The 21178-nt window shown below is 59.0% G+C and carries 20 protein-coding genes, 2 tRNA genes and 1 pseudogene; 14 read left to right on the forward strand and 9 right to left on the reverse strand.

The window, feature by feature from the left end; translation table 11 throughout:
- Window positions 1–53 precede the first annotated feature (53 nt).
- The 3 genes from O7A05_RS20015 (at window position 54) to O7A05_RS20025 (ending at window position 2842) form a co-directional block, all read left to right on the forward strand.
- Window positions 54–1004 (forward strand): acetyl-CoA carboxylase carboxyltransferase subunit alpha, encoded by a 951-nt coding sequence (locus tag O7A05_RS20015; protein WP_337094706.1) that lies wholly within the window; start codon window positions 54–56, stop codon window positions 1002–1004.
- A 221-nt stretch (window positions 1005–1225) separates the two neighbouring features.
- A complete protein-coding gene (locus O7A05_RS20020; protein WP_337094707.1) occupies window positions 1226–2515 on the forward strand; it encodes a murein L,D-transpeptidase family protein in 1290 nt (429 codons plus the stop codon).
- A gap of 75 nt (window positions 2516–2590) precedes the next feature.
- Window positions 2591–2842 carry a sulfurtransferase TusA family protein gene (locus O7A05_RS20025; RefSeq protein ID WP_337094708.1) on the forward strand — a complete coding sequence of 84 codons (252 nt, stop codon included), beginning with the start codon at window positions 2591–2593 and terminating at the stop codon, window positions 2840–2842.
- An 18-nt stretch (window positions 2843–2860) separates the two neighbouring features.
- On the opposite strand, the gene O7A05_RS20030 is transcribed toward O7A05_RS20025, so the two are convergent.
- Window positions 2861–3970, reverse strand: a complete 1110-nt coding sequence (locus O7A05_RS20030; RefSeq protein WP_337094709.1) for a CobW family GTP-binding protein — start codon at window positions 3968–3970, stop codon at window positions 2861–2863.
- A gap of 8 nt (window positions 3971–3978) precedes the next feature.
- On the reverse strand, window positions 3979–5148 hold the full coding sequence (locus O7A05_RS20035; RefSeq protein ID WP_337094710.1) for a D-alanyl-D-alanine carboxypeptidase family protein: 1170 nt from the start codon (window positions 5146–5148) through the stop codon (window positions 3979–3981).
- Between the two features lie 219 nt (window positions 5149–5367).
- Between O7A05_RS20035 and O7A05_RS20040 the strand changes: the two genes are divergently transcribed.
- The 5 genes from O7A05_RS20040 (at window position 5368) to O7A05_RS20060 (ending at window position 7937) form a co-directional block, all read left to right on the forward strand.
- Complete coding sequence (locus tag O7A05_RS20040) at window positions 5368–6531, forward strand: M20 aminoacylase family protein (protein ID WP_337094711.1); 1164 nt, start codon at window positions 5368–5370, stop codon at window positions 6529–6531.
- Between the two features lie 127 nt (window positions 6532–6658).
- Window positions 6659–6735: transfer RNA gene (locus O7A05_RS20045), tRNA-Arg, on the forward strand.
- A gap of 178 nt (window positions 6736–6913) precedes the next feature.
- On the forward strand, window positions 6914–7162 hold the full coding sequence (locus tag O7A05_RS20050) for a hypothetical protein (RefSeq protein ID WP_337094712.1): 249 nt from the start codon (window positions 6914–6916) through the stop codon (window positions 7160–7162).
- 5 nt (window positions 7163–7167) lie between these two features.
- Complete coding sequence (locus O7A05_RS20055) at window positions 7168–7395, forward strand: hypothetical protein (protein ID WP_337094713.1); 228 nt, start codon at window positions 7168–7170, stop codon at window positions 7393–7395.
- Window positions 7396–7400: 5 nt separating this feature from the next.
- Window positions 7401–7937: a hypothetical protein gene (locus O7A05_RS20060; RefSeq protein ID WP_337094714.1), complete on the forward strand. Its 537-nt coding sequence runs from the start codon at window positions 7401–7403 to the stop codon at window positions 7935–7937.
- On the opposite strand, the gene O7A05_RS20065 is transcribed toward O7A05_RS20060, so the two are convergent.
- The 3 genes from O7A05_RS20065 to O7A05_RS20075 form a co-directional block, all read right to left on the reverse strand.
- A complete protein-coding gene (locus O7A05_RS20065; RefSeq protein ID WP_337094715.1) occupies window positions 7915–8217 on the reverse strand; it encodes a hypothetical protein in 303 nt (100 codons plus the stop codon). The genes O7A05_RS20060 and O7A05_RS20065 overlap by 23 nt on opposite strands.
- Before the next feature lie 56 nt (window positions 8218–8273).
- Window positions 8274–9086, reverse strand: a complete 813-nt coding sequence (locus tag O7A05_RS20070) for a hypothetical protein (RefSeq protein WP_337094716.1) — start codon at window positions 9084–9086, stop codon at window positions 8274–8276.
- Between the two features lie 580 nt (window positions 9087–9666).
- On the reverse strand, window positions 9667–10158 hold the full coding sequence (locus tag O7A05_RS20075; protein ID WP_337094717.1) for a hypothetical protein: 492 nt from the start codon (window positions 10156–10158) through the stop codon (window positions 9667–9669).
- A 188-nt stretch (window positions 10159–10346) separates the two neighbouring features.
- Here O7A05_RS20075 and O7A05_RS20080 point away from each other — a divergent pair.
- Window positions 10347–11036: pseudogene (locus O7A05_RS20080) on the forward strand (site-specific integrase); the annotation flags it as partial.
- A gap of 12 nt (window positions 11037–11048) precedes the next feature.
- On the opposite strand, the gene O7A05_RS20085 reads toward O7A05_RS20080, so the two are convergent.
- Complete coding sequence (locus tag O7A05_RS20085) at window positions 11049–11744, reverse strand: antitoxin Xre/MbcA/ParS-like domain-containing protein (protein ID WP_463151344.1); 696 nt, start codon at window positions 11742–11744, stop codon at window positions 11049–11051.
- Between the two features lie 236 nt (window positions 11745–11980).
- Here O7A05_RS20085 and O7A05_RS20090 point away from each other — a divergent pair, with 236 nt between their 5' ends.
- A complete protein-coding gene (locus O7A05_RS20090) occupies window positions 11981–13657 on the forward strand; it encodes a tetratricopeptide repeat-containing sulfotransferase family protein (protein WP_337094719.1) in 1677 nt (558 codons plus the stop codon).
- 133 nt (window positions 13658–13790) lie between these two features.
- Here O7A05_RS20090 and O7A05_RS20095 read toward each other — a convergent pair whose 3' ends face one another.
- Window positions 13791–14963: a porin gene (locus O7A05_RS20095; protein WP_337094720.1), complete on the reverse strand. Its 1173-nt coding sequence runs from the start codon at window positions 14961–14963 to the stop codon at window positions 13791–13793.
- A 429-nt stretch (window positions 14964–15392) separates the two neighbouring features.
- Between O7A05_RS20095 and O7A05_RS20100 the strand changes: the two genes are divergently transcribed.
- Window positions 15393–15483: transfer RNA gene (locus O7A05_RS20100), tRNA-Ser, on the forward strand.
- Window positions 15484–15989: 506 nt separating this feature from the next.
- Here the strand turns inward: O7A05_RS20100 and O7A05_RS20105 are convergent.
- Window positions 15990–16337 carry a hypothetical protein gene (locus O7A05_RS20105; protein WP_337094721.1) on the reverse strand — a complete coding sequence of 116 codons (348 nt, stop codon included), beginning with the start codon at window positions 16335–16337 and terminating at the stop codon, window positions 15990–15992.
- A gap of 531 nt (window positions 16338–16868) precedes the next feature.
- On the opposite strand from O7A05_RS20105, the gene O7A05_RS20110 reads away from it, so the two are divergent.
- Both O7A05_RS20110 and O7A05_RS20120 read left to right on the forward strand, forming a co-directional pair.
- A complete protein-coding gene (locus O7A05_RS20110; protein WP_337094722.1) occupies window positions 16869–17525 on the forward strand; it encodes an outer membrane protein in 657 nt (218 codons plus the stop codon).
- A 473-nt stretch (window positions 17526–17998) separates the two neighbouring features.
- Window positions 17999–18151, forward strand: coding sequence for a hypothetical protein (locus O7A05_RS20120; RefSeq protein ID WP_337094723.1), 153 nt, complete (start codon window positions 17999–18001; stop codon window positions 18149–18151).
- 251 nt (window positions 18152–18402) lie between these two features.
- On the opposite strand, the gene O7A05_RS20125 is transcribed toward O7A05_RS20120, so the two are convergent.
- A complete protein-coding gene (locus tag O7A05_RS20125) occupies window positions 18403–18819 on the reverse strand; it encodes a hypothetical protein (RefSeq protein ID WP_337094724.1) in 417 nt (138 codons plus the stop codon).
- A gap of 314 nt (window positions 18820–19133) precedes the next feature.
- Here O7A05_RS20125 and O7A05_RS20130 point away from each other — a divergent pair, with 314 nt between their 5' ends.
- Window positions 19134–20378, forward strand: a complete 1245-nt coding sequence (locus O7A05_RS20130) for a tyrosine-type recombinase/integrase (RefSeq protein ID WP_337094725.1) — start codon at window positions 19134–19136, stop codon at window positions 20376–20378.
- The last annotated feature ends 800 nt before the right edge of the window (window positions 20379–21178 follow it).

The following is a 21178-nucleotide window of genomic DNA, read 5'->3' on the forward strand; positions in this document are numbered from 1 at the left end:
ATTTCAGCGGTTCCGCCAGCCATTTGCCTTCCGACCGATCGGTCCGCTCAAGCATGTACAACTACCTCGACTTCGAAAAGCCGGTGCAGGATCTGGAGCTCAAGATCCTTGAGCTGAAGAAGCTTGCCGAGAACGGCGAGGCGGTCGACGTCGGCGAAGAGATCAGCAGGCTGGAAAAGCGCTCGCGCGACGCGTTGCGCGACCTCTACAAGGCGCTCACGCCCTGGCAGAAGGTGCAGGTCGCGCGCCATCCCGACCGCCCGCATTGCGTCGACTACATCAAAGGGCTGTTCACCGATTTCACGCCTTTGGCCGGCGACCGCAATTTCGGCGACGATCAGGCGATCGTCGGCGGCTTCGCGCGTTTTCGCGGCGAGCCGGTGGCGGTCATCGGCCAGGAGAAGGGTTCCGACACCGCAAGCCGCATCAAGCATAATTTCGGCTCGGTCCGGCCGGAAGGCTATCGCAAGGCGGTGCGCCTGATGGAATTGGCCGACCGCTTCCAGATCCCGCTTTTGACGTTGGTCGACACGGCCGGCGCCTATCCCGGCGTCGGCGCCGAGGAGCGCGGCCAAGCCGAAGCGATCGCGCGTTCGACCTCGGCCTGCCTTTCGCTGAAAGTGCCGTCGATTTCGGTGGTTATCGGCGAAGGCGGCTCCGGCGGCGCCATTGCGATCGCCACCGCAAACCGCGTCTACATGCTGGAACACGCAATCTATTCGGTGATCTCGCCCGAGGGCGCGGCGTCGATCCTGTGGCGCGACACCACGCGCTCCAAGGATGCGGCGACCAACATGAAGATCACCGCGCAGGATCTTCTCGAGATGAAGATCATCGACGCCATCATTCCCGAGCCGATGGGCGGCGCCCAGCGCGCGCCGGAGACGGTGATTGCGTCCACCGGCGACCTCATCGCCCGGACGATGAAGGATTTTGCCGGCGCCAACACGGATTTCCGCGAGCAGCGCCGCGAAAAATATCTGGCGATGGGCCGCAGCCTTTGACCTCTCAAGTCCCGGCAAGACGTTCAACTGTGGCCGGAATAAGCAATTCCGCCACAAAAATGCCGCCGGATTCGGCTCAATGGAAATCGCCGCGAGGGGTTTGCCAAGGCTTGCGGTAAGGAATTTTCAAGGTTAACGGGCTTACGGTCCACTGGTGTTCAGCCTGCGGGCCCGGCCATGCCGAGAGCCGTTGGCCCGAGAGAAGAGACGTAGCCGTATCCATGTTTGCCAAGCTTGCCCGCACCGGAGTCCTGATCGCCGCCATCGGCGTCGCCGGCTGCAATGATTCCTCGATGAAGGATTTCGCGCCGGAGGCCAACAAGCCGCTGCCGGACAAGATCCTTGCCGACATGAAGGCCAAGGGCATGGTGCGCACCTCTTCGGTGATGGCGCGCATCTTCAAGGAAGAAGGCAAGCTGGAGATCTGGAAGGCCAAGACCAATGGCCGCTACGATCTCGTCGCCACCTACGACATCTGCAAATGGTCGGGAAAGCTCGGCCCCAAATACACCGAGGGCGACCGCCAGGCGCCGGAAGGCTTCTACACGGTGCGTCCGTCGCAGATGAATCCGCGCTCGAATTACCATCTGTCCTTCAACATCGGCTTCCCCAACGCCTATGACCGCGCCAATGGCCGCACCGGCCAGAACCTGATGGTGCACGGCGCCTGCTCGTCGTCCGGCTGCTATTCGATGACCGACGCTCAGATCGAACAGATCTATGCCTTCGGCCGCGACGCCTTCCAGGGCGGCCAGACCGAGTTCCAGATCCAGGCCTTCCCGTTCCGCATGACCGCCGCCAACATGGCGCGCTACCGCAACGACCCGAATTACGAATTCTGGAAGATGCTGAAGGTCGGCTACGACAATTTCGAGATCACCAAGGTGCCGCCGAAGGTCGACGTCTGCGAGAAGCGCTACGTCTTCAACCAGGTGGCGCCGGAAGGCACGACCTTCGACCCGACCGGCCCCTGCCCCGCGACCATGCAGCCTGACTCGTTGAAAACGGCCTATGCCGACTACGAGAAGCGTTATGACGCGGCCTTCAAAGCAGCCGTCAATTCCAGCACGCCGCCGCCGAAGCCGACGATTGCCGGCATCAAGGAAGCGAGCATCGTTTCCGACTGGTCGAAGCGCCGCGCCCGCGGCGAGCGCGTGCCGATCGACCCTCCGTCGATGAACGCCGACGGCTCGGTGACGGAAACGACCCGCATGGGCCGTATCGATTCCCCGCTCGGCCGCAAGATGGCAGCAGCCGACGCGGAGAAGGAAGCCAAGCGCAAGGCCGAAGAGCAGCGCCTGGCCGCGATCGAGGCGGCCAAGGCCGCCAAGGAAGCGGCCAAGCAGCAGGCGCTGGCCGAGAAGGAAGCCGCCAAGCAGGCGGCGCAGCAGCCGGTCGTCACCGCAGGCGTCGAGGCAGTGCCCGCGCAGGCAACGCAACAGGCCGCCGACGCCGACCAGGGCACCGTGTCGAAGCTGAAGAAGAAGCTGCTCGGCATGTTCGGCGGCTGAGACTTCAATGCATGTCGCCCAAAAGCATGCCCTCGGGCATTGCCCAAAAGTGTAAGGCGGTTTTGGGATAGCTACATGCATGAACAGAGGGCAAAGCCACCCGCCATCTACGATCTCAAGGGACTGAATTGTCCGTTGCCGGTGCTGAAAGCCCGCAAGCGGCTAGCGGCGATGCGGCCGGGCGGCAGGCTGTGGCTCGAGACCACCGATCCGCTGGCCGTGATCGACATCCCGGCCTTCTGCGCCGATGCCGGCCACCAATTGGTCGAAACGGCCGCAGTCACTGGCGGCCACCGCTTTCTCGTCGAGCGCGGCAGCGCGGCCTGAGCCGGCGCCGTTTTCGGCCTATAGCCCGGCTATTGCCAGCGGGTTGGCTTCGAGCGCGGCACGATCCGGCGTATCGATCGACGGCTTGTTGGTGAAGGCGGCGAACAGCCGACGGATATAGTCCTGAGGCATGTCGAGCGTGATCAGCACCAGCCTGGTGCCGCGCTGGCCGTCGGGCCAGGCCGGCAGCCTTGCCGGCGGATGCAGGATCTTCTGCACGCCGTGAATGACCAGCGGCCGCGACGGATCCTCCGCAAGCTCGATGACGCCCTTCATGCGCAGGAGCTTCTCGCCATGCGTCGAGCGCAGAAGGTCGAGGAACATCTCGATCGCCGAGAACGGCACCGGGCCGTCATGGACGAGCGAGTGCGTGCGCACGCGCGTATCGTGGCGATGCTCATGATGGTGGTGGTGATCGTGGTCGCCGTCATGGTGATGATGATCATGGTGATGATCATGAGCCGCCTCTTCACCAAGCCAGCGCCGCACGTCGGCGGACTTGGTTTCAGGATTATAGAGGCCGCAATTGAACAGTGCCGCGGCGCCGGCATCGGCGACGTCGAGCAGGACGGCGCCCAGATTGACCTGCTTCAGCCTAGCCCGCAACGCCTCGACCTCGGCCGCCTCGGCAAGGTCGGTCTTGGTCAGTACGATGCGGTCGGCCACCGCCGCCTGCTTCACCGCCTCGACATGGACATCGAGCGTTGCCTCGCCATTGACGGCGTCGACCATCGTGATGACGCCGTCGAGCCGGAAGGCGTGCACCAGCGCCGGATGCGCCATGATCGACTGCAGCACCGGCGCCGGATCGGCCAGACCCGTCGTCTCGACGACGACGCGCGCCAGTTTCGCGATACGGCCGGTCTGCAACCGGTCGACGAGATCGGCGAGCGTGTCGACCAGGTCGCCGCGCACCGTGCAGCACAGGCAGCCGTCGGAAAGCTGGATGATCCCGTCGGAAGCCTCCTCGACCAGCAGATGGTCGATCGCCACCTCGCCGAACTCGTTGATGATCACCGCCGTGTCGGCAACCGCCGGATCCTTGAGCAGCCGATTGAGCAGCGTCGTCTTGCCGGCGCCGAGAAAACCGGTGAGCACGGATACGGGAATGGGAAAGCTGCTATCCATGACGCGGCTCAGTTGGCCTTGGCGGGTTGGTCGCCCTGCGCCGCCGCGGCGGCCGTTCCGGTCGCCAGCGGCTCGGCGCCGGCCGGCGCCGGCCTGTCGGGCCGCCAGCTCGGCAGCGGCACACCGGCGTAATTCTGATCGGCCTGGTCGACGAACATCTTGGGCGCCGGCCCCGTGGCGCCGCCGAGACCGACGGCAACGAGCGTGGGGTGGTCGAGCTTCACCTGGTAGGGCGATTTCGGCTTATTCTTGGCGGCAACCTCGGGGGCCGCCTCCGATTGCTCGTCCTTCGGCTTTTTCGCGCAGATCTCGTCATGCATGTCGTTGGGCGACAGCGTGTCGCCATAGGGCTTGAGCGCTGCAAGCGTGGTCGAAGTGGCCGTCGGCATCTCAAAACCCAGGTCGAGCAGCTTTGCCGCCGCCTCGGCGCGGCTGATCGCCGATTTTTCGCCAAGCACCACGGCCACCAGCGTGCGCCCGTTGCGCGTCGCCGAGCCGATCATATTGAAGCCGGACGGGCAGACGAAGCCGGTCTTCATGCCGTCGGCGCCCGGATATCGGCCGATCAGGAGATTGTAGTTCGGGATGGCCTTCTTGCCGACGGCAAGGCCTTCGATCGAGAACCACGCGGCATATTGCGGAAAATCATTGCGCAACGCCGTCACCAGCACGGCAAGGTCGCGCGCGGTCGTATACTGCTCCGGCGAATAGAGCCCGTTCGGGTTGACGAAATGCGTGCCGACCATGCCGAGCCGGGCCGCCTCGGCGTTCATGCGGTCGGCAAAGGCGGCCTGCGACCCGCCGATATTCTCGCCCACGGCCATGGCGATGTCGTTGGCCGACTTGACCAGCATCATCTTCAGCGCGTTGTCGAGCCGCATCACCGAGCCGGGCTTGAAGCCCATTTTGCTCGCCGGCTCGCCAGCCGAATGCTTCGTTACCGTGATCGGCGAATCGAGCGCCACCTCGCCGGCCTGGATCGCACGGAAGGCGACATAGGCCGTCATCAACTTGCTGAGCGAGGCCGGATACCAGCGCTTGAATGCGTCCTGGTGCTCCAAAATTGAGCCGCTCTTCAAGTCGAAAAGAACGATCGGATTGGCCCGGACCGCGCAGGCAAACACCGGAAGCGCAAGCGCGCCTCCCAGCAATAGGTTGAGGAAATGCCTCTGCCGCATGATCAAATCCGAAATCGCCTCTTGCCGTAATCGCGGCTGGGTCCGTAAGATTTCGTTACCCATCGCCAGCATAAATGCGGCCCGGCCCTCGACCCGGACCGCATTGTTGCGGTGCTATTTACCCTATGTGACGCCAAAATGGCAAAGTTCAAGACAATCATAATTGCTGAGCGGCGGCTCTGACCGACTGCCGCCAATCAACCAAGAGATGGACCGATCATGCCGATTCTGAACCGCGCCGCGCAAATGCAGGAAGAAGTTGCTGGCTGGAGACGGCATCTGCACCAGACACCGGAGCTGAATTTCGACGTGTTCCAGACCGCCGCCTTCGTCACCGAGAAGCTGAAGGCCTTCGGCTGCGACGAGGTGGTGACGGGGCTGGGCAAGACCGGCATCGTCGGCGTCATCCGCGGCCGCAAGGGCGATGGCCCGACGATAGGGCTGCGCGCCGACATGGACGCGCTGCCGATCGACGAGATCACCGGCAAGCCATGGGCCTCGACGGTGCGCGGCAAGATGCATGCCTGCGGTCATGACGGCCATACCGCGATGCTCTTGGGTGCGGCCAAATATCTTGCCGAGACGCGCAATTTCGCCGGCAGCGTGGCGGTGATCTTCCAGCCGGCCGAGGAAGGCGGCGGCGGCGGCAACGAGATGGTCAAGGACGGCATGATGGAGCGCTTCGGCATCGAGAAAGTGTTCGGCATGCACAATATGCCGGGCCTGCCGGTCGGCCAGTTCGCCATCAAGCCCGGCCCGATCATGGCCGCGACGGCCGAATTCACCATCACCGTCAAGGGTCGCGGCGGCCATGCCGCGATGCCGCACGGCACGATCGATCCGATCGTCATCGCCAGCCAGTTGGTCGGCGCGCTGCAAACCATCGCCTCGCGCAGCACCGATCCGGTCGAGGCCGTGGTGGTGTCGGTGACGAAGTTCCACGCCGGCGACGCCTATAACGTCATACCCGAAAGCGCCGAGATCGCCGGTACCGTGCGCACGCTGAAGAAGGAAGTGGCCAAGAAATCGGAAGAGCGCATCCGCGCGCTCTGCGCCGGCCTCGCCGCGGCCTTCGGTGCCACCATCGAGGTCGATTACGACGCCAATTACCCCGTGACCTTCAACCATGCCGAGGAAACCGCCTTTGCGGGCGATGTCGCCGCCGACATCGCCGGCGACAGCCATGTCCACCGCGCCATCCAGCCGGTAATGGGCGGCGAGGACTTCTCCTATATGCTGGAAGCCCGTCCTGGCGCCTTCATCTTCATCGGCAATGGAGACTCGGCCGGCCTGCATCACCCGGCCTACGACTTCAACGACGAGGTCATCCCGCACGGCATGAGCTATTGGGTGAAGCTGGCCGAGACCGCGCTGGCCGCCTGAGCGCCTGCAGGCGAAGGCGGCGATACGGCTTGGCCGGCTCGGCCCGCCGAGACGAGTTACAGCCCAAGGGGGAGGTCAGCATGCCCCTTGGCGAACCGGCCCGAAGCGTTTATGTGTCGGGCCGCGTGGTCCCGTAGCTCAGTAGGATAGAGCGGCAGATTCCTAATCTGTAGGTCGCAGGTTCGATTCCTGCCGGGATCACCATCAAAATCTTCAATGATTTCAATTATTTGATGGGCTTTGATCACGTTTTGTGTTCAAACTCCATGTCGCAATCGTTGAAACATAAGTCATTGAATTTGCACGCATTCCGACCCAGTGCAAATCACTCGTCGCGACATGCTTGCGACAAGTTATCGCCAGTCTCCGATGCCTCATGGGTATGAACGAATATGACCAATCATTCCCAACGAGGTGTCAGATGGAAAGGACGAGAATCGAAAGGCGGCAGGAGCCCCTTGCCGACGACCTGATTTGGGGGGCCGAGGCAATCGCCGCGTACCTCGGGCTCAAACCGACGGCAATCTTTTACGCCGCCAGGAAAGGGACGTTACCGATCAAACGAGTCGGCGAGAAGCTCGTAGCCAGCAAGGTGGCGCTGCGCCGGCATTTCCAACAGCAGGAGGATTGAAGATAATGCGCAACATTTCCCAATTCGTCGAAGCTCTGGACACCATCGTGGAGTTTGACGCGGAATTCGACCCCGAGGCCCTTTGTAGCCTCTTCACCCCCTCAATGATGGTTGATGATCCCGACCAACTAGATCTGATTGAAGAGGATTTGAAACAGGCGGCTACCTATCTCCGCGAAGTCCAGCGGAGGTATTCAGCGCAGCGCATCATTCGGCAACTTCGGGGGGAGTGACCGAGATGTTCTTCGACAAAGACGCGGAAAGGGCAAAACAGTTCAAACGGCAAGTCTCCGACATGCTCAAACGGTCGAAGCGTCCGATCAGCGCCACCGAGATCGCGCGGCTGGCTCGCAGGGCCGGGGTGGGTACCAAATTCCGTGAGCTCCTTCACGAGCTCGGCGCAGAGGGGCGTCAGCTCGAAAGGCACGGTGACGGCAAGCATTGGTATTGGGCCATGCCGGACGTTTGGAAGCGCTACGACGATGAGCGCGAGGCGGAGCGCGCTCGTCAGGGTGACGTCTGGTGTAGGCAGGGTGACGTCTGGTCTAAGCAGGGTTTTAACATATCGGTCGATGCGGCCTTGCGCATCATCGATCCTGACCAGACGCCGGGAGAATGTGTCATGCAGGAAATCAAGCAGTCAGTCTTCCTGCCATTGGCGGAGGACGGCGGCGGCTACAAACCGGAGGATGGGGCGGAATGGTTTGCCCAATATCTCCGCTATGCGGTGGCTACAGGTCGGATCGTCATACTTACTCGTCGTAATAGAACGTGACGGGACGCCTAACGGGTTTCGTTTTCAGTTTCGGTTTCGGTTTCGGTCTAACGGGCAAGGGTTCAAGGCTGTTCTTGTCGATCTCATTGAGCAGCCCCTTTGCCCGCAGAAATTTCAGATCGGATCGGAAGGAGTGTCGGACCTCGCTGATCAGGAATCGGGACGGGAACATGTCGTTCTCGTTGAGCAGGGTCTGCAAGTCGTCGATAGTGACCGCCTCGTCATGCAGGATTGCGAGTTTGATCAACGAACGGAGGGTGAGGGTGATATGTGTATCCATCCTTGTCCTCCCTTCATTGATTCCATTTACGAATTTTCGTTGAGGACACATCGAACCTACCCAAAGAACACGTGTGACCGGACGTGAAGTCTCTCAGGGATCAGGCGTGTGAAGGCTTCCGGTTCGATCCTTTCATCGACAGCAAGATCAAAACGTTTGACGAAGCTCGTCATCCTCGTTTTTCTGTCGTAGTCAGGTCTGTCATCCTTCTCTCTCTCGATGATTTTCTCAAACTCGGTCCAAGTCCTCTTCAACCTGATGGACCTTGCGAAAAGCTCCCTCACGTCCAGGTTTTGCAGATCGGTTACCCGTTCCAGCGATATCCATTTCGGGAAAGGCTTTCTGAATCTAAGTTCGATTTGCAGGACCTTCTCCGAATGCCCGGTCAGCCACTGTTTCGCCTTGTCCCCATAGATGATCAAATTCCTCGCTGCCCTTGCGGGTTTGACGTATCGGCTCTCCCCAACGTCCTCGCTCCCGATCTTACCCCATTTTAGGGTAACTGCCCTTCCGATCCATTTGTCAGCTTCGTCAGGATCGGCGCCGTCAACGACAAGGGCCAGGTCGAAACGGGTAACGGTGGTACCGAGCTTTTCCCTGATCTTTTCGATCAGTTCGAGGGTGTCGGATGTGATCGACGCGTGGGCAAAACAGAGCGTTCGGTTCAGGATGACGCCATCCTTGCCCCAATTGTTGCGTATCTTCGATTTGGCGCCCTCACGCTGCAATTGCTGCAACATCTTCGGGGTGCCTCGGGGTAGGTCGAGTTTGGGGCAGTGGAGTTCGATTGTGTCGATGCCGGCGTGAAGCTGAATGTCGCGAAGAGGATCGGGATGGATCCCGGCGGATAAGGTCCCTAAATAGGTCATTGCGCGCCCTTCTTGTTCTTATTGCCCGCCCCGAGGTCACAATTCAGGGCGGGCATTCTCTTCTTCCCCTGAACATAATGCGATGGCCCCGCGATAAAATCCCTTTTCAGCGCCGCTGTGAGAGGTTTTGGGCGGGTTTCGCGTCGAACAGGGGCCTTAATAGGGGAGCGAAACGAAATTCCTCCCTATGAAGGCGTGGGCAAGTGAGGGGGAAGGTTTGATCGGGGAGAGAAGGGGAAACGTCGAACGTCAGGTAGATCCCCTCTTGCGAAACAAGGGCTATGGCAATAGAGGAAGTGACCTCAGAAGAAGCGGCCCGAGAAAGGGAGAGGCGATCTCAGAAGAATATCTCAACAGTATTTCGCAGATATTATAGGGTACTCACAGATCAATGATCTGTACATCATGGCTTTTCCTAAATAATTTCAATGCTATAGTACCGCATGTTGCACTTATGTTTCAGGCGACTTATGTGCAGCGTGGATGGAAACAGCTTTGCCCCGTTCACGGTGTAGGAATATATTCCGCGCGCATACGTTGGGGCGGCGAGGAAAATGGGACCGCGGTCCTACCGTTCCCGTCACTCCCTTGGACCGTGGTTGCGCCACAGATCCTTGAACCACCACTCTGTAACCCGGAGCGCGCGGCCGAGCGTGAGCAGATTGACCCGTGAAACGCGTAAAAGATGGATGGTACTGGCAGCTAAATCTGCTGTCGCCATTGCGCGTTCGGGATCCAAACTGCGGCGAGCGCTTTCGAAAGTGCCGCCCGTAGCAGAATTGTATAGTTCTTTCATTCCAGTCTGGTATTCAGCATGACGGGGACCGCAAATGCGGCTGATCACCTCGTAAAGTGCCGTTGTACTGGCATGAGAGACTCTAACTCTCGCCGCTAAAAATACCTCTTCTTCGAGATCCTTCGGTTTTTTTAACCAATAGCTTTGAGCGGTCTCGCTGAATTTCTCAATGTCTTTAATATGCTCATTGATCAGCGCGCCTTCCTCAGATCGTGCAGCCCGGTATTGCTGAAAGAATACGCCCGCACCCACGTAGGATCGCGCCACAAATGCCATTGTTGGTGAGAGATCGTCAGAGCATTTTGTGGGCGCTAGACGACCCTCGCCGGTTTCGGAGCGATGTCGCTCCCCACGTCGCCATCTTTGATCGATCAAGACAGAAGAGTTCCAGCAGCTGCAATTTTTCTTCTCAGAACTCGATTTTTCGCTACAACGAAGTCAAAAGAACTAAGCGTGTTTAGGATAAGATGGGAGATATCCGCAGCCTTCCCGAGTTCCGCCGCCAGAAGGAGCGGGCGGGACCGATTCGATTCCTCGAAAGGGATGAGGAAGCTAGGCTGTTTGCGGCGATCAGGAGCCGCAGCGAGGATGCCTACCGGCTTTCCGTTTTCCTGGTCGATACCGGCTGCCGTCTCCGCGAGGCCACCGGATTGATCTGGAAAGACATACGGGAGCACAGCGTCTCGTTCTGGACCACTAAGTCCGGTCGCAGCCGCAGCATTCCGATGACCGAACGGGTCAAGGAGGTGATCAAGCTGCCGCCGGTGACTGAAGGGCGCCGGCCCAAGGGCCCGTTCGCCATGCTGACTCAGGCGCAATATCGCGCGATCTGGAACGAAGCGAAGACCGAGGTCGATCTTGGCGCTTACGAGCAGGTGGTGCCCCACATCCTGCGCCACACTTGCGCCTCCCGCCTCGTTCAGGGCGGCATCGATATCCGCCGCGTGCAAATGTGGCTGGGTGACCAGACGCTGTCGATGACCATGCGTTACGCCCATCTTGCCTCAAACGATCTCGACGGCTGTGTCGTGGTGCTGGAGAAACCGCGCCCGCCACAGTCCTCGGTGATTTCGTCCCCGCTGGCTACGCCGGCCAAAGCCTCTCCCAATAAGAGCGGATTGGCGGAGGTGCGCGGTAACGGCTCGAAGGCGTGATCTCGCCAACCCTTATATAGACGTGGTGCCGCGAGCAGCGCTTGTGACGATGTCGACTTTTCGCTCGAGAAGGAGATCTAGGCCGGTCTGCCCGCCGAAATCGGACCGTTGCGTCACCAGCCAAAGCCAAGCGGCACGCTGATCGCCGAAAATGGAAATTATTTCCGCAATCCCAGTGAGAGGGCGCCCGTCAACGAACTGCTTCAGAGGGAAAACCGGCTTGCTGGTCGTGCGAGAATTTATCGACACCACCTCGTTGACTTTCTGCCATCGATAGAGCGTGGAGCGCGGTATTCCAAAGTACCTTTCTATCGCAGTAGGTCCTGCTACTGGGCCAGCCCAATCATCGGCTAATTCGATTGTAGCCTCACGCGATAGCTGGGGAGGCTTCGCGCGGAATTTGATCAATCGCTTATTGAAAGTCTTTGTGGTCTCGTCAATCAGGCCACTAACAAAATCTGTCGCATATTCTGAAAGGTCGTCCTCAATTGTCTTAAAAGAACGCTGGGTAGCCTGAGTTTGTACGGCAATCTGAGATGCAATAACCGCAGCCAACCTTGATGCAGCGCGGACGGCAGGCAGATAGATGGTTGGATCATGCTCTTTCAGCATTCTCTGAACCTCAGAGTACAGTCGAGCCTCAAGGTCCTCGCGGCGCGTAAGCTTAAGGTTGTGTACTGCTCTGGCTAGACGGCGCCTAGTAACCACGTCCTAGCCCCGAAATCGAAGGATATAATAGCGATCGACCTCCTGCTCTTTCGGATCGACGGGCGACAGCGAGTCGGGAAACGCGCCGATGATCAGCGTAGGTCGAGGATAGTGGAGCATGGCAGAGGCTCGGTGAAAAAAAGGAGCTTCTTGCTAGCGTGGCGGCCAGATGGGTGCAAGAGTCGTCGTGTGCATGGAGTCTAGATTCCGGTTGCCGCTTTTGCTAGCCAAGAGAGATGAGCAATCGATTGCCGCCCGCCTGGGCAAAGCACCTCAAAACTCGACCTGCCGTGAAGGCCATACCGCCGAAAGCAGCAGCACCTAAAGCCAAGCCGCAGCCCAGCCCGCTTCGCATTCAGGCTGACGATATGCTGTTGAGGCAGGCGCTTGAGCTGCAAAAAGCCGAGCAATTGCCGGAGGCCGAGGAACTCTGCCTCCAGGTTCTGGCAAGAACGCCAAACCATCCACTTGCCTTTTATATCCTGGGAACCCTCGGCATCGGATACGATAGCGAGAAGGCCTTGCGGTACTTTGCCCGTGCGGTCGCAGAGGAGCCGCGGAATCCCTACTACCACCTTAGCCTTGGCGAAACCTACCTGAAGCTCAGCGAATTCACGCCGGCAATCAGGCACATTCAGCAGGCCTTGGCGTTGAAGCCGGACCTGGTGGAAGCTCTTTGCGCCTTGGGCGATGCCTACAATTCATTTGACAAGGGAGAAATGGCGCTGCCGCTTTTTGAGAAGGCGCTGAAGATCGACCGAAATCATCCGCTGGCCCAGATCGGGCTGCCCCGCGCGCTGACAAGCCTCGGACGCATGGACGAGGCCGCACTTCATCTGAAAGAGGCGATAGAACGGCGCATTGCGGTGCCCGCGGCCTATAACGCACTTGTGCGCACGCACAAGTACACGGAAGAGCCGCCGGAGCTCGCAGCGATCCTGAGGGAGCTTGAGGACCCAAGCCATATGCCGGAGGAAGCGGCAGCGCTCCATCACGCCGCCGGAAAGGTTCTCAACGACCTTCGCCGCTACAAGGACGCGATAGACCACTTCAAGCAAGGGAATCAGGCCAGGGGCCAAATATTCGATATAGGAAGCTATCGACGCTGGGTCGATGCCATGATCGAAACCTTCACGCCCGAGCTGGTGGCTTCAATGGCTGCTTATGGCAATCCCTCGGAGGCGCCTGTATTCGTCGTCGGCATGCCTCGCTCGGGCACGACGCTGACGGAGCAGATTTGCGCCAGCCATCCTCATGTTCATGGCGCCGGCGAGCTCAGCAAGCTTGCGCGAACAGCCAATGGGCTCGGGCTCAAGGATCGTACCGGCGCAGACCTCGGCAAATCGGTTGCCAAAACGACCCCCGATCTCACAAGGACACTGGCAGACGAGCACCTCGCCTATCTGCGTGAGCGAGCACCCGACGCACTCCGAATCATCGACAAGATGCCCCACAATTTCGAGCTGATCGGCCTTGTCGGCGTTCTGTTTCCCAACGCGCGCATCATTCATTGTCGCCGTGACGCCATCGACAATTGCATCTCCTGTTTCGTCCTGCAGTTCAACGAAGCGCACAGCTACAGCGGCGATCTTCAGACTCTTGGACTCTACTACAGGGAATACGATCGCCTGATGCGGCACTGGAGCAAGGTCCTCCCTGGCCGCATCTTTGAAAACCGGTATGAGGCATTGATCAAAAATCAAGAGGAGCAGTCGCACCGCTTGATAGATTATCTCGGGCTGCCCTGGGACGATGCCTGCTTGCGTTTTTTTGACAGGGCTGCCTCAGTAAACACCTATAGCAATTGGCAGGTGCGCCAGCCGATCTACAAGTCGTCGGTCAAGCGATGGAAGAATTACGAAAGCGAGATCCAGCCCCTGATCGAAGCGTTGGGCGATCTAGCCGATACCTGACCGTAAGTTTCTATCGTGTCGGTTCGGCGAACGATAGCAATACCGCCGTGACAGTCTGATCTGACGACCATTCTGTTCACAAAAAACCCGGCGGTCGCCCGCCGGGTTTCGTTTTCCGATTTGGCAGTGCCGATTAGAACGAGCGCTGGAAGCGGAGCATGCCGCCGACGCTGTTCTTCTTGTCGGCGTTGGTCCAGTTCACGTTGGTGAAGCTGGCCGGATCGTTGAAGTGACCATAGTGATCCCAATCAACTTCCGCCGTGATCGTGAAGCCGGGAACGACATCATAAGCTACGTTTGCAGCGAGGCCGTAGTTCTTGTCGTCGTCACCCGACACCTGAAGGTTGAACGAGGTCTTCTCGTTGAACTTGTAGGTGCCGCCAGCCCAGAATGCCCAGTTGCCGCCCCAGATCTTGTAGAAGCCGCGACCACGAGCAGGGATAAAGTTGGTCGGATCATTGAGGTTGTTGTCCGAACCGTAGCCGAACATGGCGAAAAGCGAGAATGCGTCGTTGACGTTGACGTCCACGCGAACCTTGCCGGCGACTTCCTCGTAATTGCTGTCATAGGCGACAACACCCGAGATGGCGCCCCAACCCTGGGTCCACTTCACGCCGCCGACGACATGCGGAACGTAGCTGTCGATCGTGCCGACCGTGCCTTCGCCTTCTTCGAGCGAGACGACCGCCGAGAAGCCGTTGCCGGCGTCGAAGTAGTACTGGACGACGTTGGTGTCGAAGTCGCCGTAGGGGACGATCGTGTCGTTGATGACGTTGCCGGCGTAGCCGACGAACGTGTCGAAGGCCGATTCGTCCTTACCGACGCGCAGGCCACCGAGCTGGATCCAGGCGAAGTTCAGCGAGACGCCCTTGTTGAAGGCAGGATTGCCGACGGGAGTACCGAGGGCGGTGTACTGAGGATAGTTGTTGCGGTTGCCGAAGTTGAAGCGGGTCTCGGTGTAGGTCTTCAACGTGCCGAGTTCGGTTTCCTGGCCGGTCCAGGTCTTCAGCGTGAAGCGGGCGTTCTTGTAGAAAGTGCTGTGTTCGTCACCGTCCTGGTGATCGACCGACTTCGCGCCATCGAACGAGCCGACGTCGCCGATGCCGATGTCGTAACGGACATAGCCGCCGATGCGCAGGCAGGTTTCGGTGCCGGGGATGTAGAAGTAGCCCGAACCGTAGACGTCGCAGATCTTGACGTATTCAGCCGGTTCCGGCTCGGCGACGGTCACAGCGTCGGCGGCGCGAGCACCGGAAACTGCGATCAGGGCCGCAGCGGAGCCGAGAAGAAGGCTCTTGATGTTCATTTTCTGACCTCCAGTCAAAAGTTAAAAAACGGGTCTGGGTATTTTTTGCTGAAGGACAGCGTTCCCTGCCCCATCCCCACTTACCGAAAAAGATGCGCACCGCGCCGCTCCTTCGAACGTGACCTTTACCCAGGCGGCGGCGGCGTTCAACCACGATCGTATCGGCAATGGCTCTGTCGGTATGCTATCCCCGGCCTGTGTTGCAGAAACGTCACGATTTAGCCTCACTTGGTAAGCTCTCATTAATTATTGAGCCCCTTTCCCCTTCAATTAGCCGGGTCCGGCGTCAGGGGATCAGAACTGCGGCCGACTCGCCGGCCCGGGAATTGCCGTAGAATTGCCGCATGACCAAGCGACTTTCGAAGGAAGACTGCGACATGGCGGCGCTTGTTGATTGTGCCGGCGTTATTCTTTATCCGGGGGCGCGACGGAGAGGTGGCCGAGTGGTCGAAGGCGCTCCCCTGCTAAGGGAGTAGAGGTCAAAAGCTTCTCGTGGGTTCGAATCCCATCCTCTCCGCCACTTCGTAACAATACCGACTTTGTCGACTCCCTGGCGCAGTGACGCAACCGAACTCAATCCCCAAACCAGAGAATCCCTTCCATCTCGTCGAGTTTTTCTGCGCACCTTTCGATCTGCAGGGTGCTAAACTCGTGGTTGCTAGCCGTTTCATGGTCGGTGGTATGTATAGCTTGTCTCAGCTCGGAGCGTCGGCGTGGGGTCAGCAAACGGGTTTGTGCCGAGATGATGACATTGGGCTTTAGGCTGGTCCCCCGCCATCTTGCCAGAAGCGGGTCCGCGGAGCGGCCATCCGGAAGTAGTATGTATTGGCTCGCCTGACGATACGCGGCGTGGATCGCGGCACGCATTCCTCCATTCTGGTCCAGGTTTCTGTACCAGGTCGAAGAACCACCTAAATCGCGTCCCGAAAAGCGTGATGAAAGCAGATACTTAGTCGCTTTCTGGCGGAGAGGGAGGGAAGTAACAAACCCTGCCAAGCCTCACGAACGGGGAACCCTTCGGCGTACCTAGCTTCCCTTAGCGGCGGCCTCGATCTGCTTCGCAATGAAGCTGCGGAACCTTTCATCTGACATGTCAGCTATGTTCCCCACGCTTTCCGCCACCACACCCGGCGCAGACACCGAGACCTCTCCACTTACCGCAACGCTGATAGTGAACGTCCTACCGGCAGGGGCCTGCACCTCTCCGTTCCGGTAAATTTGAAACCGCACGGTCGGCGCTAACGCTTCATCTTGCCGGAGCGGCTCTGTGTCTACGTCGACCATTACGTCTTCTGCTACCTCGGCCTTCGCCGCCTCCAGCGCAGCAACCGCAACGTCGTTTAGCCAAGCCCTGGCCTGTGCGCCAAAGTTCACTGGAGCAATTTGCTCTTTCGCAGGGCGCTTTGATGACCGTCCGCTTGCTTGCCCCGTTCAAGGGCTTCTGTGAATTTCGACATCTAAGCGCCTCCGATTGGTCAACAACGAGCCAGGCACTAGGGTGGCCATGGCTCCTCCAATCGATACAACCCCTGCAAGCGGCGGACGTTGCGCGGGGTACAGAGGGTGCAAGCTTCGTCGGCGACTGCCGGCGCGCCGACGGCGCCAGTGTGGCCGCCTGGATGGTCGAGCACGCCAGGCGCTTGTCCGCTTTGAAGGTGACGAAGGGGTCGACCATCTCGACCGTGTAGGGGGGCGACGGCCGTATCGTCATGCAGCCGCCCATTCGCGGCAAGATTGTGCGGCACACGCTACAGCTGTGGCTTCTATGCATCACCTGAGGAAATAGACCCGCCTTCGGATTTGGCAGCGTTGACAACGGAAGGCGTTCCGCGACATCGCTATGTCGCTCGGGTGGTGATGTTGGGGCATTCATCCGACCTAAGCGTGGCAACAAAGGGTATTCCCGTGAAACAGCTTCTTCTTGCAACCGCTCTCGTCCTTGCTACTGGCACCGCCTATGCGGCCGACGTATTGCAGGAGGCACCGGTTGCTGCTTCCTATGACTGGACCGGCGCATATATCGGCGTGAACGCCGGCGGCGGTTTCGGCACGTTTAGTCTTGATCCTTCCGACGGCGGCCCTGGTGGTTTCGACCTCAGTGCGAGTGGCTTCCTGGGAGGCGTTCAGGCCGGTTACAACTGGCAGGTTGGCCAATTCGTCTACGGTGTTGAAGCCGACTTCCAGGGTGCCGACGTTAAGGGCGAACTATCGCTCGGCGGCCCCTCTCTGGAAACAAAGGTTGATTGGTTCGGCACGGTGCGCGCTCGTATTGGCTATACGCCCATCGATCGCTTCCTGGTCTATGGCACTGGCGGCTTGGCCTACGGTCACGAAAAGCTCGACATATCCGGGCTCGGCGGGCCTAGCTTTTCCAAGACCAGGGTCGGCTGGACCGTTGGTGCGGGTGCTGAATACGCCATTACCAACAATTGGTCGCTCAAGTCCGAATATCTTTACACGGACCTGGGTAAGGCAACGTTCAACCCCGGAGGTGGTGGTGTTGGTGTTGACGTCAAAGTCCCCTTCCACACCGTTCGCGTCGGTCTGAACTACAAATTCTAGTTTTTCGGCGGACCTCCCCAGAAGCCCCGGCAGTTTTGTCCGGGGCTTTTTGTTTGCGCAGCAATCTCAAGCAGCAGTGGGAGCAGGCGCCGAATCGGGCGAATGCGTCGCGGCAACCGAACCAGCATCCAACGCGCTTGTTCCAACAAATAAGCGCGCCGACCGAAGCTGACGGGCCTTCATGTTCAATCGGAATAAGCTTAGTCAGAGGACCGGCGGCGGGGCCGATGGCAGCCTGGCGACGATGGCCCGAAACGCTGGATGCCTTCCTGGCCGCCTCGAGGCCGGTACAGTGCACGTTCGTGACGTGGGATCGTTATCACCGCTTCGTCGGCGACTGCCGGCGCGCGGACGGCGCCAACGACACGGCAGAAAGCCGGGAACCGCGTCGCGAAGATTGAACTCAACAATCTGTTGGATGTTCCATTAGCATCTGCTTGAGAACTTATTTGCTATATCGGAGTTGTACGCGCATGGCGAAGGGCAGCATCAAGGCAGGCGACGAGGTCGCCATCACCGCAACCGTGCGTAGTCGGGTGACTGAGGATCGTATCAGCGTGACGATCCCGACCTATGATTTCCCCCATGCCATCGACGACCGAACATCAAAGGTCGAGATCGGCTAGGCCACCGACAGGAAATATGCCGCCGATGATTACAGCATGAACCGACAGCCAATCGCATCGTCCATGGTCTTCCCCCCTAGGTGGAAATACACGCGAACGGCCCGCCTTGTGGAGGGGCGAGCCGTTCTGTTTTTCAGCTTGTTTCAGCGTGTGATCGCGTGTTTTTTCAATGGCTCTACGAGACGGACGCTAACGTCATGGTCGCGAATCTAGCTGAGTCGGGCCCGAGGGCATACAAATGATTTGAGCTGTCAGGCGTCGGTCACCTGATCGGTCTTGGTTTCAGTCTCGACGGCCTTCGCCGCGACCTCGGCGGCCTGTTCGATTGCTTCGATGCCATTCGGCTTCTTCGCGGGTTTGGCCTCGACAGGCTTCCACAAGCCCTTCGTCTTCCAGGCGCCGATCCATGACGTGATTGTGCCTTTCGCAAGGCCAAGATTCAAACCCAAGGCCAATGCGGCCTCGGGTCCCTTCGCCTTGAGTTCGATTGCCACTTTTTCCTTCCGTGTGCCGGCGACCACGCCGAACTCACCCTTCTCGCGGTTCGCGACAACAGTCTTTTTGGTTCCCGTTTTGTTCTCAGGTGCCTTCACGCCCTGACGGCCGGTCTTGTCGGCAGTCTTCGCAACAGGTTTGCCTTCGGGCCTTCCAGTTTTCTTCGATGACATTGCTCGCTCCATTCGGTTTCGCAGTTTCCATAAATGCGCAATCAATGTATGCAACTTTCGGTTGCAGTACCATCCCCTGGGTAACTCTTTTTCACCGGTGCTGCAGAGGTGCGGCGTGCGCAAATGCACGTGAAAGCGCCGATTTGCCGCTGTATACCCCTCACAGCGCCCAATTCGCGGGATTTTGCCGCATCGGGGCCGTCCGCTCACGGTCAATGCGATTTCGCTCCTCAAAGGCCTAATGGTACTTATCCATTGACCCACAAATAGTACTGTGACATGCAACATGATCAGTACTCTTTTGGGGAGAGAACATGAGCATCCGCAAACGAACATGGAGCGACAAGGACGGCAAGGTGAAGCAGGCTTTCGTCGTCGACTACTTCGATCAGCACAAGAAACGTCATATCAAAACGTTCAAGACGAAGGAGGCGGCGAAGACGTGGGCCGCCACGACCGTGTTGCAGGTCAAGGCCAATACCCACGTCCCCGACAGCAAGAGCATCACGGTCGAGGAAGCGACCAAGTTATGGATCGGGCAGTGCGAACTCGACGGCCTCGAACCGACGACGATTGAGGGGTACAAGAAGCATCAGGAGTACATAGTCGAGTACATCGGCAACACGAAGCTGAACACGGTCGCGGTCGAAACAGCACGTTACTTGGAAACGAAGCTGCGGGATGCCCGGAAATCGGCGAATGTGGCGCGGGCCGTCGTGCAAAGCCTCGGGGCGGTTATTGCAGAGGCGGTCGAATTGGGCAAGGTGACGCACAATCCGCTCCGCGAACGTCGTCGCAAACGTCGAGGCGCCGAAGCGAAACGACACAAGCAGCAGCTAAAACCAGGTGTGGACATGCCCTTGCCCGATGAGATGCGCAAGATCATCGAGAGCGCTCCCGTCAAGATGATCAAGGGGAGGCCAACGAATTACTACCGCGTGTTCATTCACACGGCCGCGTTCACGGGTCTTCGTGCGTCGGAGCTTCGGGGTCTGCGCTGGGAGGATGTCGATCTCAAGGAAGGCTACGTCAACGTCACGCAGCGTGCAGATCGCAGCAAACGCATTTCGTCCCCGAAGTCCGACGCCGGGAGACGACGTTTGCCAATCCCTTCCCGCCTGCTCAATGAACTGCGTGAGTGGAAGCTGGTATGCCCGAAGCTCAAGGATCGCCTCGTTTACGTATTCCCGACATCAACGGGGCAAATCGAGTACATCGGCAATCTCGACAAACGCGGCTTTCAGGACGCTGTCGGCAGAGCTCTTTCGTTGGTGCATAAGCTGGACGACAACGGGGAACCTGCGTTCGACGAAGATGGTGAACCTATCTTGAGGCCGAAATATACGGGCCTGCATTGCCTGCGCCATTTCTACGCCTCGTACTGCATCAATCGCAAAATCGACGGCGGTCTCGAGTTACCGGCGAAGATTGTACAGGCGCGATTGGGACATTCGTCCATCACACTGACGCTTGATCGCTACGGGCATTTGTTCCCATCGAACGATGACCGCGAGGAGATGGACGCGGCCAATGATGCGTTTTGGACGAGCGAGGGGTAGGCATGCAGCCAGGTCCAGATTTTGGCACCGTTGGCACAGCTGGTTTCGAAGGGATTTACGAGATCGTCCACAGGCAACTTTCGTTTGTCGATACGAACGTTGTTGACGCGACGAGCGAATGAGGGCACAGGTGGAACCAATTCGGTGACGGGAAATATCCCGCTAAGAATTAGGAGCGCCGGGGGAGGACGTTCGGGTTTGGACGCCTAACGTCCCCCCTCGACTACCGCAGGTAGTGCGCCACCTCCGTCCGGGAATGGAATCACGGACGCTCGGTTTACTACCGCGTCCCTTCGACCTGTAACGGAGATTCGTTTAAACGCAAGAGTTGGCGACCGAGAATTGGGGTTTTCCCCAAGGGCGTGAACGCCGCTTGTAGCACTGGATGCGACATAGATTGATGGCGTGCAAATCAGTACTTGCGAACGCAATTCGCACAGTACTGCGACAAAAAGCAACGGATTTGCAACATTATCCCAAATTCGCCAATTAAATCAATCGCGGTTCAAAGCTTCCTAATCTGTAGGTCACAGGTTCGATTCCTGTCGGGATCACCAAAGAATTCAAGGGGTTGGTAACAGATCGGCGCATTTCATGTTGCGCCATGTTGATGGCAACTCAACGCGACATAGAAACCGGCGACGGGCAACGCTGAAGGACTGGCATCAGCAGAGGCTGCGTACTTGGATAAATGGTTCGCCAAGCGCACGGGACCTGTTCCGCTCCGAGAACGAGTGATCGGGTTGATCGTCCCAACCATGATAGCCGCAGCTATTGCGCTGCTGATCTACTGGGGTGGA

The organism is Mesorhizobium argentiipisi (SeqCode) (assembly GCF_037179585.1).
Classification (GTDB): domain Bacteria; phylum Pseudomonadota; class Alphaproteobacteria; order Rhizobiales; family Rhizobiaceae; genus Mesorhizobium; species Mesorhizobium argentiipisi.